The sequence below is a fragment of the Gloeobacter violaceus PCC 7421 genome, assembly GCF_000011385.1.
In the GTDB taxonomy this organism is placed as follows: domain Bacteria; phylum Cyanobacteriota; class Cyanobacteriia; order Gloeobacterales; family Gloeobacteraceae; genus Gloeobacter; species Gloeobacter violaceus.
Genome location: NC_005125.1, coordinates 3,950,464 through 3,963,652 on the forward strand (window position 1 = coordinate 3,950,464; position 13,189 = coordinate 3,963,652).

General features: G+C 65.8%; 15 protein-coding genes. 8 read left to right on the forward strand and 7 right to left on the reverse strand.

All coding sequences use genetic code 11. The features are described 5' to 3' along the window. Positions 1–51: 51 nt before the first annotated feature. Positions 52–1,260 (forward strand): molybdopterin molybdotransferase MoeA, encoded by a 1,209-nt coding sequence (gene glp, locus GLL_RS19280; protein WP_011143728.1) that lies wholly within the window; start codon positions 52–54, stop codon positions 1,258–1,260. Between the two features lie 5 nt (positions 1,261–1,265). On the opposite strand, the gene GLL_RS19285 is transcribed toward glp, so the two are convergent. Next, a complete protein-coding gene (locus GLL_RS19285) occupies positions 1,266–1,958 on the reverse strand; it encodes a dienelactone hydrolase family protein (protein WP_011143729.1) in 693 nt (230 codons plus the stop codon). A gap of 140 nt (positions 1,959–2,098) precedes the next feature. On the opposite strand from GLL_RS19285, the gene GLL_RS19290 reads away from it, so the two are divergent. Beyond that, positions 2,099–3,022, forward strand: coding sequence for a S1C family serine protease (locus GLL_RS19290; protein WP_011143730.1), 924 nt, complete (start codon positions 2,099–2,101; stop codon positions 3,020–3,022). 46 nt (positions 3,023–3,068) lie between these two features. Continuing rightward, on the forward strand, positions 3,069–3,761 hold the full coding sequence (locus tag GLL_RS19295) for a response regulator transcription factor (protein WP_197530046.1): 693 nt from the start codon (positions 3,069–3,071) through the stop codon (positions 3,759–3,761). Here the strand turns inward: GLL_RS19295 and GLL_RS19300 are convergent. Continuing rightward, a complete protein-coding gene (locus GLL_RS19300; protein ID WP_164929369.1) occupies positions 3,758–4,162 on the reverse strand; it encodes a hypothetical protein in 405 nt (134 codons plus the stop codon). The genes GLL_RS19295 and GLL_RS19300 overlap by 4 nt on opposite strands. Positions 4,163–4,285: 123 nt before the next feature. After that, positions 4,286–5,689: an IctB family putative bicarbonate transporter gene (locus tag GLL_RS19305; protein ID WP_011143733.1), complete on the reverse strand. Its 1,404-nt coding sequence runs from the start codon at positions 5,687–5,689 to the stop codon at positions 4,286–4,288. Between the two features lie 224 nt (positions 5,690–5,913). On the opposite strand from GLL_RS19305, the gene GLL_RS19310 reads away from it, so the two are divergent. Genes GLL_RS19310 through GLL_RS19330 form a run of 5 tightly spaced genes read left to right on the forward strand, consistent with a single transcriptional unit; the run spans position 5,914 to position 10,804 of the window. Then, positions 5,914–7,083: a pyruvate formate lyase family protein gene (locus GLL_RS19310; RefSeq protein ID WP_164929370.1), complete on the forward strand. Its 1,170-nt coding sequence runs from the start codon at positions 5,914–5,916 to the stop codon at positions 7,081–7,083. A 5-nt stretch (positions 7,084–7,088) separates the two neighbouring features. After that, positions 7,089–8,228, forward strand: a complete 1,140-nt coding sequence (locus tag GLL_RS19315) for an anhydro-N-acetylmuramic acid kinase (RefSeq protein WP_011143735.1) — start codon at positions 7,089–7,091, stop codon at positions 8,226–8,228. Between the two features lie 25 nt (positions 8,229–8,253). Continuing rightward, positions 8,254–8,841: a ribonuclease D gene (locus tag GLL_RS19320; protein ID WP_011143736.1), complete on the forward strand. Its 588-nt coding sequence runs from the start codon at positions 8,254–8,256 to the stop codon at positions 8,839–8,841. After that, positions 8,838–10,355 (forward strand): TCP-1/cpn60 chaperonin family protein, encoded by a 1,518-nt coding sequence (locus tag GLL_RS19325; RefSeq protein WP_011143737.1) that lies wholly within the window; start codon positions 8,838–8,840, stop codon positions 10,353–10,355. Before GLL_RS19320 ends, GLL_RS19325 begins: the two co-directional genes overlap by 4 nt. A 59-nt stretch (positions 10,356–10,414) precedes the next feature. Next, on the forward strand, positions 10,415–10,804 hold the full coding sequence (locus tag GLL_RS19330) for a hypothetical protein (RefSeq protein WP_011143738.1): 390 nt from the start codon (positions 10,415–10,417) through the stop codon (positions 10,802–10,804). Here GLL_RS19330 and GLL_RS19335 read toward each other — a convergent pair whose 3' ends face one another. Genes GLL_RS19335 through GLL_RS19350 form a run of 4 tightly spaced genes read right to left on the reverse strand, consistent with a single transcriptional unit; the run spans position 10,805 to position 13,184 of the window. Then, complete coding sequence (locus GLL_RS19335; protein WP_011143739.1) at positions 10,805–11,179, reverse strand: hypothetical protein; 375 nt, start codon at positions 11,177–11,179, stop codon at positions 10,805–10,807. A 2-nt stretch (positions 11,180–11,181) separates the two neighbouring features. Continuing rightward, the gene (locus GLL_RS19340) at positions 11,182–11,454 is read right to left on the reverse strand and encodes a DUF3288 family protein (RefSeq protein WP_164929371.1); all 273 of its coding nucleotides are present in this window, start codon (positions 11,452–11,454) and stop codon (positions 11,182–11,184) included. A gap of 5 nt (positions 11,455–11,459) precedes the next feature. After that, a complete protein-coding gene (locus tag GLL_RS19345) occupies positions 11,460–12,578 on the reverse strand; it encodes an aldo/keto reductase (protein WP_011143741.1) in 1,119 nt (372 codons plus the stop codon). A 57-nt stretch (positions 12,579–12,635) separates the two neighbouring features. Beyond that, positions 12,636–13,184, reverse strand: coding sequence for a DJ-1 family glyoxalase III (locus GLL_RS19350; RefSeq protein ID WP_011143742.1), 549 nt, complete (start codon positions 13,182–13,184; stop codon positions 12,636–12,638). Positions 13,185–13,189: the final 5 nt, after the last annotated feature.

The following is a 13,189-nucleotide window of genomic DNA, read 5'->3' on the forward strand; positions in this document are numbered from 1 at the left end:
TGTGGATTGGGGTTGGCGCTAGGCTAGAAGGCAGCGCCTTACATCATATTTATGATTTCCGTCGAAGAAGCACAAGCGCTCATCCTCGAAGCGGTGGAGGTCGGCGCCCCCGAGCGGGTCGATCTGCTGGCTGCCTGCAGCCGGGTGCTCGCCGAGACCATCCTGGCGCGCACAGATTTTCCGCCCTACGACAACTCGGCGATGGACGGTTACGCGGTGCGCTCCGCCGATACCGGTTTTGGGAAGCTGCAAGTGGTTGAAACGATCGCGGCGGGCCGGATGCCCACCCATCCCCTCGCCGAGGGGCAGGCCGCCCGGATCATGACCGGGGCGGTGCTCCCTGAGGGCTCCGACGCGGTTCTCATTCAAGAAGAAGCCCGCCTGGAGGGAGACACCCTCACGTTTGAAAAGCTCCCTGCCCCCGGAGCGAACGTGCGCTACCGCGGCGCCTTTCACAAAGCGGGCTCACCCCTGATGCCGCCGGGTACAGTCCTGCAGCCGGGCGAAATTGCCCTTTTGGCGGCGGCCCAGCGCGCCTTCGTACTCACCCACCGCCCGCCCGCAGTGGCGATCGTCTCGACGGGGGACGAACTGGTGGGTATCGACGGGGTGCTCGCAGGGGCGCGCATCGTTGATTCCAACCAGTACGGCCTCGTCGCCCAGGTGCGCGAGGCGGGGGGCGATCCCCGGGCGTTGGGCATCGCCCCCGACGATCCCGAGGCAATCCGCATGCGCTTGCTGGCTGCCCTGGATGCCGATTTTGTGCTGCTCTCGGGCGGGGCGAGCGTCGGGCAATTTGACTACACCCCACAGGTGCTCGAAGCGTTGGGTGCGCAGGTGGTGCTCTACAAGATCAACATGAAGCCGGGCAAACCGCTGATGTTCGCCCGGCTGGGCAGCCGACTCATCTGGGGCCTGCCCGGCAACCCGGTCTCGTCGCTGTTTTGCTTCTGGCAGTTTGTGCGGCCCGCCATCCGCAAATTCATGGGCTACCCGCCCGAGCGCTGGCGTTACCCGGTGGTAACGGCGCAACTGAAAGCGCCGGTGCGCTCGAAGGGCGACCGGCGCGCCTACCTGCGCGGCCAATTGGCCCTCGAAGCCGGTGTCTGGCGCTTTGCTCCGTACCGCACCGACAACTCCGGCGACCTGGTGAGCCTGCTTGGCATCAACGCCTTTGCCTGGCTGGAAGCCGGGGTGACGGGTGCCTGCGAAGGGGAGACGGTGCCGGTTTTGGTGGTAGGCGAACTGGTGAACCGCTGAAAGCTCTAGCCCAGGTGGCTGCTCAAAAATGTGAGGGTACGGCCGTTGGCCAGCTCGGCGGCTTCCTTTTGATAGGTGGTGCCGTCCACGCGGGCAAAGGCGTGGCCCAGACCTGGATAGAGATAGGTGGTGATGAGCGGATTTTGCGCCACGGCATCCAGAATGCGCCCCCGGGCGGCCGGGGCGACCAGTTCGTCCTCCCCGGCGATATGCAACAGCAGTGGCCGGGAAATGTTGCCCACTTCCTCCAGGTTGCGTTCGATACCGACGCCGTAGTAGCTGACGTTGGCATCGGCGTCGGAGCGGGTGGCCATCAGATACGCGAGTTTGCCTCCCAGGCAGTAGCCCACCGTGCCCACCTTGCCGGTGCAGCCTTCCAGTTGGCGGACGGCACCGAGGGCGGCAATCAGATCCGTGACGCCCAGATCTTCGTCGTAGGCGTTGTAGAGTCCAAAGGCTTTTTCGAGATCGCTGCCCTGGTCAATCAGTTCAACTCCCGGCTCCAGCCGCCAGAACAAATCCGGCACCACGGCGATGTAGCCCGCCCGGGCAAAGGCGTCGGCGATGGCCCGCATCGTGGCGTTGATGCCAAATATTTCCTGGATGACCACCAGGCCGGGGCCGAAGCCCGCACCCGGTCTGGCCACGTAGGCGCCGAAGCTGCCGTCCTTCGAGTCGATGGTGATGCGCTCCGCCATGCTGTTGGTCTCCCCCACTTCCTAACCAATCTTCCGGGTGGCCGCTAGCCGATCCGCCGATGGTATCCGTCTCCACGGTACGACAAGCTTGAAGTACAGGACAGCCACCAGCCTGTCTCACTCGCATTGCGGAGCCCACCATGACTTCACCGACAGGTGCTTTGCTAGCTTTTTCCAACGCCCTGGCTGATACCGTCGAAGCGGCCGGCCGGGCGGTGGTCGCCGTCGACACCCACGCGCGCAGCACGCCCAGCGGCGTGCTCTGGCGCGAAGGGGTTGTCGTCACCGCCGACCACCTGCTCAAGCGCGACGACGAAATAACGGTCACTTTGCACGATGGGCGCACGGTGGCAGCAACGCTGGCCGGGCGCGATCCCGGCACCGATCTGGCGGTGTTGCGCTTGGCGGACGCCCCCGCCCCCGAGGTGCCCTTTGGCGATGCCCAACTGCTCAAAGTCGGGCATCTGGCTCTCGCCCTCGCCCGCCCGGGCGAGCACGGCCTGAGTGCCAGCCTCGGCACCGTCTGCAACGTGGGCGGTCCCTGGCGCACCTGGCGCGGCGGACAGATCGACCGGCTCATCCGCCTGGATCTGAGCTTGTTTCCGGGATTTTCCGGCGGCGCCCTGGTGGACACCGAAGGCCGCATCGTCGGGATCAACACCGCCGCGCTCTCGCGCAGCACCGGGATCGCCATTCCGGCCGCCACCGTCGATCGGGTGGTGGACCAGCTGCTGGCCACCGGGCGGGTCGCCCGCGGCTATCTGGGCATCGGCATGCAGCCGGTGCGCCTGCCCGACAGCCTGCGCGCCACCCTCAATTTGCCCGGTACGGGTGCGGTGATCGTCGTCAACCTCGAAGCGGACGCCCCCGCCGAGCGCGCCGGTGTGCTGCTGGGCGATGTATTCATCGGGATCGACGGCCACACCGTCGGGGACACCGAGGAGGTGCTGGCCCTGTTGACCCCCGAGCGGGTCGGCAAGAGCGTACCGGTGCAGATCGTCCGGGGCGGTCAGCTGGTCGAGGTGTCCGTCACTGTCGGCGAACGGCTGCGGAGAGGGACGTGAATACCCGGCACCCAGAGCAAGCAGAAAGTCTGGAGGCGGCAGGATTTTGGATCGCCTGCGGGCGGAGTGCGGCATGATTCGGGTGGCGGTGGCGGCCGATGCTGCTGTCGTGCGCGCCGGGCTGGCCGCCCTGGTTGCGGCCAGCCCGGATCTGACTGTTGTCGGTCACCCCGTTTCCCTCGCCGAGCTGCCGCAACTCTTGGAGGAACTGCAGCCCGAGGTCGTGCTGGTCGACCTCGAAGATGACGCCGACGATGCAGTGCTCGACTGGCTTCCCGGTCTTGTCCCATCTCCAATCGAAGGAGAGGGCGTCCCGGCTGTCTCTTTGGTCATCCTCACCGAGGAAACCGCAGGAAGCTGGATGGCCGAGGTGCTGCGCTCCGGCGTGCGTGCCCTGCTGCCGCGCACCGCCACCGCCGGTGAGATCACCGCCGCAATCACAGCGGCAGCGGGTGCGCTGGTGGCGATTCATCCCGACTTGCTGGGTGCGATGCTTTGCGCTCTACCCGGCCAGCCGCGCCCACCCACCGAAGCGCCCGAACAGCCCCTCACACCGCGCGAAGTGGAGGTGCTCTCGATGCTCGCCGAGGGCCTCGGCAACAAAACCATCGCCCGCCGCCTGCAAATTTCCGAACACACCGTCAAATTTCACATCGGCTCGATTTTCGGCAAGCTCGAGGCCACAAGCCGCACCGAAGCTGTCACCCTGGGCGTCAGGCGGGGACTGATTATGCTCTAGCGGGTCGGTTGGGTCGTTCCCTGGGCGTTGGTCGGCGCGAGCGTACCGCCGCTGGTGGCGGTGAAGTTGAAGTTTGGTGTCGGGGCGGGCAGGCCCGAGTAGACGCCGTTACTGAGAGCATTGGTGCCGGGAACGATCGTGCCATTGGAGTTGTAGACGCCGCTGGAGCTCAGACCGTTGTAGGTCGGCCCCGGCTGCACCGGACCGGCGTAGACGGGAGGAGCGGTCGAGACGGTCGAATTGATAAAAAGCGCGGCCGTCGTGCTGGTCGTGGTACCGGTCGTGGTGGTCGTGCCGGCGGCGTTCGTTGCACCCGGCGTGGTGGTGATCTGGGCCGAGGCGGTGACAGGCACCAGCAGCGCCCCTGCCAGGACAAACACCAGAGTGTACACCGTTCGCATCTTCGTCGCTCCCTGCGCACGTGGGTAGAGACATTCTTGCACACCCCGCGGCAAGCGAACAAAGCCAGGCACTGCTGTTCCCCAGCAGAATCACTGCACAATTTTGCCTGCTCCTGTCGAAGCTCAATCTTGATCGGCCTGACCGGCGGCGCGCAGGTATTCCGCGCCGATGAGGGCGCACAGCATCCACCAGACCACCTGCACCGACGGGCGGAACCAGACGGTATCGGTCAGACCGTTGACCAACAGCCCGACCACCGCACAGGTGGCGGCAGCACACCAGAGCGCCCCGACCGGTTCCGCACGCCGCACCCAGACAGTGAAGCCCTGCACCAACATGGCGCTTGCCAGCCACAGAAAAGCCAGAAGCCCGACGATCCCCAATTCGACCGTAAGTTCGAGCACGATCGAATAGGCGCTCAGCGCATCGAATTTGGGGCGCTGGAAAAACGGATAAATCGCTTCGAAAGTCAGGTTGCCGGGGCCGATACCGGTGAGCGGGTAGGCGCGGATCATCTCGAAGACCGCACCCCAAACGGTGATCCGAAAGTTGTTGCTCGAATCGTCGCGGCCGTCGAAGATGCTCAAAGCCCGCTCGCCCACCGCCGGTACCGCCACCACCGCCACCACCAGGGCGGCTGCCACCGTCCCCAGGATCACCACCGGCACCCAGAGCCGCCACTCGGGCTTCAGCCGCTCGGCCAACCACGGCCACAGCAGAACCGCCAGCACCAGAACGGTTGCCGTCAGAGCGATCCAGCCGCCGCGCGAGTAGGTGAGCACCAGACAAAGCGCCCCCGCCCCGGCGGCAAGGGCGGCCATCGCCTTGGCTGCCCAGTTTTTCCAAACCAGCGCCCCCACCACCCCGAGCGGGATCGCGGCGATCAGATAGGCCGCAAGCAGATTCGGGTTGCCCAGAAAACTGTAAACGCGCGTAGTGTCCGCGAGGGGGGACTCGGGATCCACCCAGGTGGCCAGGGGCGGGGCACCGTTCACGTACTGCAATAACCCATAGATCGATACCGGCAGGGTGGCTGCCAGGTAAGTGCCCACCGCCAGGGTACGATAAAGCGGCTTTTGCAGCAGGTGCGCTCCCAGAGCAAAGCCCGCCGCGTACAGAGTCATCTTCAACCAGCCATCCAGGCTCGACAGCAATCGCGGCGAGCCGATCAGCGCCACCCAGCCGCTCAGCCAAAAGGCCGATACCGGCAAAGCGAGCGGCGAGAGCGGCCGGGCGCGCACGCAGAAAAGCAGGACCACCAAAGCAAGACCCACGGCCAGCACCGCACCCACCGCCGCCGTGGGCACAAAAGGCGAAATCAACAGCAGCAGGCAGAACACTCCCATGGCCACCGGCTCCGCCACCCGCGCCGCCATGCCGCTTGCGGCCCAGTGCAGCAGCCATTGCTGCACCCGGCCCGGCAAGCTCGCCCGCCACCAGCGCTGAAGCGGCGCATCCGCAAATGCCAGAGATTCAAGAAATCCCCAGACAAAACTGCCGGTGGTCCAATGCTGCACTACGGCCATGCCCCTTCCGAATGATTCTAAACAAAGGTACTGCAAGGAAGTGGACTTGCGCAGGGGGCATGGCGGCAAAATTGCTGCCCCAACCCCAGGGATCACTAAGAAATAAGAACTTATTCAAACCGATTTCAAATTTCTTCAAATTACGTTGGGAAGCCGGTCGCTTCGGGGCGATGTTCTCGATACTGGGGGCATCGGTTGCGCTGGTTCCTACGGTGTCGAGAGCTGTGCCCAAACCTATACCCGCCGATCCCTGGCAGGGCTTCCGACCAGGCAACTGGCAGGTGCGCACCGATGTCGAAAATTTTATTGCCGCCAACTGCGACCCCTACCTGGGCGACGACAGCGATTTGACCGGTCCGACCGAGCGCACCCAGGCGCTCTGGGTGCAGGCGCAGATGCTTCAGCAGGCGGCGCGGGCCACCGCCCGGCGCAGTGCCGGTCCAGGCGGAACCCCGGCAGGCGCGTTCGGCGCCGACTACCTCGATCGGCGCGAAGAACTGATCTATGGCCTGATCGATCCGCTCGATGTCGAGCAGCTGCCGGTGGGGAGCGATTGTCGGCAGTTGGCCCTGTACGGGTCGGAGCGATTGCGCCGATTGGGCATGCAGTTGGGGGCCGTCGAGACGGTCGAAGCGCTCGCCGGTTGCTACGGCCTCGATATCGGCAGACCGGCGGCCACCGCCCAGCAGGCTATCCAGTGGACGTATCTGGCGCTGTTGGCCACCCGCGATCCGCTTTTTGGCCGGCGCCGTAGCGTCACTGGTCTCGACACGTTTTTTGATGTTTACTTCCAGCGCGACCTCGCTCGCGGTTTGTTGGTCGAAGAAGAAGCCCAGGAACTGGTAGACGACCTGATGATCAAGTTGCGGTTGCCCCAGCCGACGCTGAGCGAACTGTACCTGCCCCTGGCTGCGGGCGTAGACCCAGAAGGCAGGCCGCTGGTCACCCGCACCGACTTTCGATTCGTCAACACCTGTTACAACCTGGGACCGGCCGCCGAACCGCACCTGCTGGTGCTCTGGTCGGCGGCCTTGAGCGGGGCGTTCCGGCGCTTCTGCGGCGAGGTGACCATCGACACCAGTTCGCTGCGCTACGCCAGAGCACTACCGCTGCCGCAGACGGGTCTGGCCCACACTTTCAGTCCCGACGCTTTGGGCGCCACCCGCACCGAGCAAGTCGAGAACCTGGGCCTTTGGCTCGACGGGCAACCGGAAGGCGATCACCTGGGAATCAACGTCTTTGGCCGTGAAGCATTGCTTTCGACCCTTACCCGTCCCAACAAGTTTGCCCATCTGACCGTGCAACTTGCCGAAGGGGCGGTAGATCTGCACAGCCTCAGCCCGCTCGGACGGCGCCAGGTACTTCTACAATTGCTGGGAAGCTTCGAAAGGTAAGGCGCGTGGATCCAACGCTGGCGGTCGGGCTGATCAGCGGCACTTCGCTAGACGGCATGGACGGGGCACTGGTAGAAATTGCAGGCAGCGCGCAGCAGCCGGCGGTAACAACCCTTGCCACGCTCGCCTTACCTTACCCGGCAGGGCTGCGCGGGCGGCTGTTGCATCTGGCGGAGGGCAAACCCGTTCCAGTGGCCGAGGTGAGTGCGCTGCACCGCGATGTCGCCCTCGCCTTTGCGGACTGCGCCCTGCAACTTATCGAGCAGGCGGGCTTTCGCTGCGGGCAGATCGCCTGCATCGGCTCCCATGGCCAGACCGTTCATCACCAGCCCCCGGCCGACAACGCAGCGGGACACACGTTGCAGTTGGGCGACGGCGCCTGGATCGCCGAGCGCACCGGGGTGACGACCGTGGGCAACTTTCGCACCCGCGACATGGCGGCGGGTGGCCAGGGTGCCCCACTGGTGCCGATCCTCGACTATTTGCTGTTGCGCGACGCCCGGCGCGACCGCTGCATCCAGAATCTGGGCGGTATTGCCAATGTCACCTACTTGCGCGCCGGGGGCGGCCCTGAGGAAGTGATCGCCTTCGACACCGGCCCGGCCAATCTGCTCATCGACGGCACCGTGCAGATTGCCCTGGGCGAACCCTTCGACCGGGGCGGCAGCCTGGCGCTGCAAGGCACGGTCGACCGGGACTGCCTGGAGCGGTGGCTGGCCGATCCGTACTTTCGCCGGCCGCCCCCCAAATCGACCGGCCGCGAGTACTTCGGCTACGCGCGCGCCCGGCGGCTGGCCGAGGAGAGCGCTCATCTGCCGGTGGCCGACCGGGTGGCGACGGTGAGCGAACTGACCGTGCGCTCGATCGAACGGGCCTACCGCGATTTTTTGCCCCGGCTTCCCGATGAGGTGTTCCTGTGCGGGGGCGGGGCACGCAACGGCTATATCCGCGCGCGCCTCGGGCGATTGCTCGCCCCGGCGCGCGTCGCCGTCAGCGACGAAGCCGGCATCGATCCGGACTTCAAAGAGGCGATGGCCTTTGCGCTGCTCGCCTGGTTACGCTGTACCGGGGCGCCGGGGAATTTGCCCGCGGTGACCGGGGCCGGGCGGGCGGTTCCCCTGGGCGACGTGCATCCCGCCGGGTAAAGTATCAAGTAAAGGATTGTGGTCTATGGGTCGCCACCAGGTTCCCTATGTTCTAGTTACCGAAACGGCCCAGCTGTCGGAACTGGTCGATCGCTGGCAGACCCGCAAAGTCCTCGCCGTCGACACCGAAACGGCCCACTGGCACCAGGTGAGTACCGGCAAGAACCGCGTATCGCTGCTGCAGGTCTGGGACGGGACGAGCGAGGCGGTCTCGGTGATCGATTGCTTCGCGGTGGACCTCACAGCCTTTGTCGAGAAGACCATGCGCAACTGGGAAATTGTCAAGCTCATCCACAACGCTCCCTACGACCTGGCCTACCTGGGAGGAGCCGCCCAAGCGCGCTCGGTGGTCTGCACGCTGCAGATGGCGCGGTCGATCCCCACATCCAGACGCGGTGCCCTCGAGCGCAATTCCCTCAAAGCCCTGAGCGCACACTTTTTGGGCATCGAACTGGACAAGCGCTACCAGGCGAGCAACTGGGCCCTCAGGCCGCTCACGGCCGAACAGCTCGATTACGCCGCCCTCGACCCGTGGGTGACCTTTCACATCTGGGAGCACATGCGGGCGCTGGTGGAGCCTGAGAACGAAGGCTTCGAGGGGTTGCTGGTGTGACCGCCGAGGGACACCTGAAGGTGCTGCGCACCAATATTGCCGCCGTGCGGGCGATCGTCGAGACCGTGGCGGGCACCCTGGGGCCGAAGGGCCTCGACGTGTTGCTGGTGGACGATGCGGGCCGCATGACCCTCACCAACGACGGCGTCGAAATCCTCGGGCAGCTCGACGCCCAGCATCCGGCCGCCCGCCTGGTCATCCAGGTGGCCGAGGCCCAGGACCGCAGCGTCGGCGACGGCACCACCACCGCCACGGTCCTGGCTGGGGCGCTGCTCGATGCTTGCCTGGAGCGCGTCGAGCAGGGCATCGCCATCAATGCGCTGATCGCGGGTCTGCGCGCCGGGGTGCAAGCGGCCCTCGACGCTCTGCGCAGCGCCGCTGTGCCTGTCACGGACCTGGCCGATCCGCGGGTGCCGGCTGTCACCCGCATCGCCGCGCGCGGCGACGAGGCCATTGCCCGGATCGTCTGGGAGGCGGCGAACCACATCGGCTTCGAGCGCCTGCGCGCCGGGCGCGTGCGCCTCGGCGAACTGGTCAGCTCCCGCGTGGGCGAATCCCACCGCTGGATCGAAGGCCTGGTCCTTGCCAAGCAGCCGCTGCAGTTGCCGCCGGAGGGTTTTTCCCGGACTGGGGGCGTGCTGGTACTTTCTGACCCCTTCGAATCCGAGAGCTTCGATGCCCAGGTGCTCGCCACCGAGGGGGGGTTTGCCCGCTACCTCGAAGCCCAGGAGCAGTTGCGCCGCCGGGTGCAGGTCCTCGTCGAGGCTGGGGTGGTGCTGTTGGTGTGCGAAAAGAGCATTTCCCCAACGGCCGAACCGCTCTTGGCCGAGGCGGGGATCGTGGCCCTGCAGCGAATCCTGCGCCGCGACAGCGAGCGGACGGCCGGCTTCAGCGGCGCGGTGCCGGTGCGCCAGGGCCAGCTGGCCCGGGGGGCGACCGCCCTGGCCCCGGTATTGGGCAAGGCGACGGTGCGCTACGAACGCCCTTCCCAGAAGCTCGTCCTCAGCGCCGGGGGTGGGGAGCCCCTGGCGGCGATGATCGTCGGTGCGGTGAGCGCCGAGGTGGCCGCCGAACTGGAGCGCGTCGCCGTCGACGCCTGCAGCGCGCTGCAGGCCGCCCTCACCTCGGGGGTGGTGACGGGCGGCGGGGTGGCGGAACTGGCGAGCCGCCGGGCGGTGAGCGCCCTGGCTGCGCGCACCGAGGGGGTGGTGCGCTACGGCATCGAGGCGGTGGCCGCCGCCCTGCGCAGGCCCCTGGAGCAGATCGTGAGCAACAGTGGCTATTCGGCCCTCGAAAAAGTTGCCCAGTTGGAGGCGATGCACCAGCGCACCGCCAACCCGCACCTGGGCATCGACTGCGAGAACGGCGAGGTGGTCGATCTGTGGCAAGCCGGGGTGATCGACCCGCTGGCGGTCAAGACCTGCGCCCTCGAAGCGGCGGCCGAAATCGCCGAACGCATCCTGCGCATCCAGACCGTCGTGCGCCGCCGCGAAACTCCTCCCGGGGGCGCTTGAATTGCCCAAAAAATAGGCGAAGATCGACTCTACCAGGCGTCAAAGGATCCTAGCGCGCTATGTCGCGGCTCAACCCGGTGCAAGTGGCGGCACTTGTCACCCTTCCAGTGCTGCTCGGCTGTGGAATGGCTCTCGCCCAACCCAAAGCGATCCGCAACGGCGAAGTGCGCGTCGGCAACAAGACCCCCTACCCGGTGCGAGTGGTCGTGACCAAGGCGGACGGCTCGCTCGAAGGCGCTTTTTGGGATTTTGCCCCCGGCGAAGGGGGTACCGAGGGGATCCGTCTGGCCCTGGCCGACCGGCCGATTGTGCTGGGCGAAGGGGACGTGATCACCATCTTTACGGTGGACGGTTCGCGCCGCTACTGGGGGCCGAGCATCATCGGCCGCACCAACGCCCCGTTCTGGGACGCCAAGCGCCGATTGTGGACCACGGTGCTCAGGCCCTAGCTATCGCCAGCGCAGCGAGTGGGCGAAGGTCTCAGCCCACAGCTGCGCCTCCGCATAGTCGATCATCCCCCAGTACAAAGATGAGGAGACGGTGCGCGCATAGCGCTCGGGGTGCACTTTGAGGCCGTGGCGCGCCAGTTCGTACATCTCGCGCTCGTAGCCCATCCGCTCGATGCGCCAGCGAAAGCGCACATCGAAGGTATAGAGCCAGCAGAAGCGCACCAGCCCGAGGGCGCGTTGCTGGCGGTGGTGGACGCGCTCGTGGGCGAGGATCGCCTCCCGGTAGATGGGGTGCCAGCGGTCAAAGTCTGGAGGCACAAAGACAACGGGCGTCAGCGCCAGACAAAACCCGAACGGCCAGCGCACCAGGTGCATCGTCAGAACCAGTCTTCCTGGGAAGCGTCGGAGTTGCGGTAGACAGGGCGGCTGGTGTGGATAAGCCGGGTGCGCTCAAAGAGTGCTTCCTCGGTGAGCTGCCAGGTCTTCAGCATTCCCTGCAGGTCGCGCTGAATGTCCTCGGCCCCCGGAAAGCCCCGATAGCGAATCAACAGCCGCGCCAGTTCGGCCAGAGGGTAATCGCCAGGTGCGTCCTGCATCAGCTGGTTCACAGCCTGGCGGTCTTTGTGGTACTGCGGATGGGTCTGGTGCATGGTGCTCAACCCCACAAGCGTTTGCGTTCGCCCTGGTGCAGCATCTGGTGGGTTTGCCCCAGCAGGGCGGGAATATCGAGGCCGACCGGACAGCGCGGCAGGCAATCGCCGCACTCGGTGCAGCCGTTGGCCTTGGTGCCGGGAAACCAGTGGCCGGCATTGCCGAACATGTTATAGCGGTAGCGGGCAAAGTCGTCCATCTCGAAGCCCACCGCCAGATTGCGCAACCGCAGCACCTCGGGAATATGGATGGCTTCGGGACAGGGAAGGCACTGGTAGCACTGCTCGCAGGCCGAAGGGATCTCGCGGAACTGCCGGTCGAGGCGGGCAATAATCGCCGCTTCCGCTTCGCTGAGGGGGCCGCCCATGTCGGCCACCACCAGGTGCGGCGCAAATTCGGCCGGATTTGCCGCCCCTAGACTCAACGTGTGTACCCGCGGATCACAGAGCAAAAAGCGGTGGTTGACGGCGATGGGCGTGTAGGGAGCACACAGCTCAACCAAGCGGGCCGGCGGTTTGAACAGCTGCCCGCCTTTGTCGGTGGGCGAGATGATAAACACGCCCATGTCGAGGCGGTGGGCCAGCTCGATGGCCGGGGCGTTGCGCTGGTTGAAGTAGTAATAGTGCAAATTGACCGATTCGAATTCGCCCGTGGCGATCGTGTCGAGAATCAGTGGGAGCGGGCCGTGGGTGGAAAAGCCCAAATGGCCGATGAGCCCCTCGGCCACGGCCCGGCGGATGGCCTCCAGGCAGCCGTTCTTGCGCACCGACAGCTCCAGATGTTCGCGGGTGTTGATCCCGTGCAGGTCGAAGATGTCGATGCGGTCGATCCCCATGCGGCTGAGAGATTCTTCGATCTGCCGGCGCATCGTCTCGCCGTCCGGGGTGGGCGGGATCTTGGTGGTGACGTAGACTTTGTCGCGAGGCACACCGGCTCGAAAGGCCGCCCCCAAAAATTTTTCGCTCTCGCCGTAGCCCCGGGCCGTCTCCAGGTGGTTGATCCCCAATCGCACCGCTTCTTTGACGGTATTCACGGCGTTTTCTTTGGAGTCGAGGTAGCGCATCGCCCCGAAGGTGAACACCGACAGGCGCAGATCGGTTTTGCCGAAGCGACGGTAAAGCACGCGGAGCGATCCCGATGGTTCTTACCTAATGTATGCGACCCTCGGCCGTTCGGGAATTTAGGGGCTGCCGACCACCATGGCCCGCGCCAGCGCTTGGGCTTTGGATTCGCCCTCCCAAAGCGCCACCAGCTTCAGCGCAAAATCGAGCGCGGTTCCGACACCCCGGCTGGTGACGATCCGCCCGTCTACGACCACGCTGGTCTCCAGGTACTCGCCGACGGTCAGTTCGGGGCGTACCGAGGGGTAACTGGTAGCACGCGCCCCGGCGAGCAGACCTGCGTCCGAGAGCACCGTCGGGGCGGCACAGATGGCCGCGGTCCACCGCTCGGCGGCGCGCATCTCCAAAAGCAATTTGCGGACGCGCTCGTCGGCGCGCAGCCTGGCCACCCCCGGTCCGCCCGGCAGCACCACTGCGTCAAAGGTAAGGGGATTGATCTCATCCAGTCGCGTATCAGCCACCAAGGTGATCCCGTGGGAACCCTGCACCGCGAGGTCCGCCAGGGCGGCCACCGTCACCTCGATGTCCGCGCGCCTGAGCACGTCGATAATCGTCACCGCTTCGATTTCTTCGAAGCCCTCCGCCAAAGGCACGAGCACCTTGATCATCAGGG

What these genes read in the sequence shown, in the direction of transcription:
- GLL_RS19305 (WP_011143733.1), bottom strand. Translation starts at nt 5,689, where the DNA reads ATGGCCGTAGTGCAGCATTGGACCACCGGCAGTTTTGTCTGGGGATTT.
- glp (WP_011143728.1), top strand. Translation starts at nt 52, where the DNA reads ATGATTTCCGTCGAAGAAGCACAAGCGCTCATCCTCGAAGCGGTGGAG.
- GLL_RS19330 (WP_011143738.1), top strand. Translation starts at nt 10,415, where the DNA reads ATGTCGCGGCTCAACCCGGTGCAAGTGGCGGCACTTGTCACCCTTCCA.
- GLL_RS19290 (WP_011143730.1), top strand. Translation starts at nt 2,099, where the DNA reads ATGACTTCACCGACAGGTGCTTTGCTAGCTTTTTCCAACGCCCTGGCT.
- GLL_RS19300 (WP_164929369.1), bottom strand. Translation starts at nt 4,162, where the DNA reads ATGCGAACGGTGTACACTCTGGTGTTTGTCCTGGCAGGGGCGCTGCTG.
- GLL_RS19320 (WP_011143736.1), top strand. Translation starts at nt 8,254, where the DNA reads ATGGGTCGCCACCAGGTTCCCTATGTTCTAGTTACCGAAACGGCCCAG.
- GLL_RS19350 (WP_011143742.1), bottom strand. Translation starts at nt 13,184, where the DNA reads ATGATCAAGGTGCTCGTGCCTTTGGCGGAGGGCTTCGAAGAAATCGAA.
- GLL_RS19285 (WP_011143729.1), bottom strand. Translation starts at nt 1,958, where the DNA reads ATGGCGGAGCGCATCACCATCGACTCGAAGGACGGCAGCTTCGGCGCC.
- GLL_RS19335 (WP_011143739.1), bottom strand. Translation starts at nt 11,179, where the DNA reads ATGCACCTGGTGCGCTGGCCGTTCGGGTTTTGTCTGGCGCTGACGCCC.
- GLL_RS19340 (WP_164929371.1), bottom strand. Translation starts at nt 11,454, where the DNA reads ATGCACCAGACCCATCCGCAGTACCACAAAGACCGCCAGGCTGTGAAC.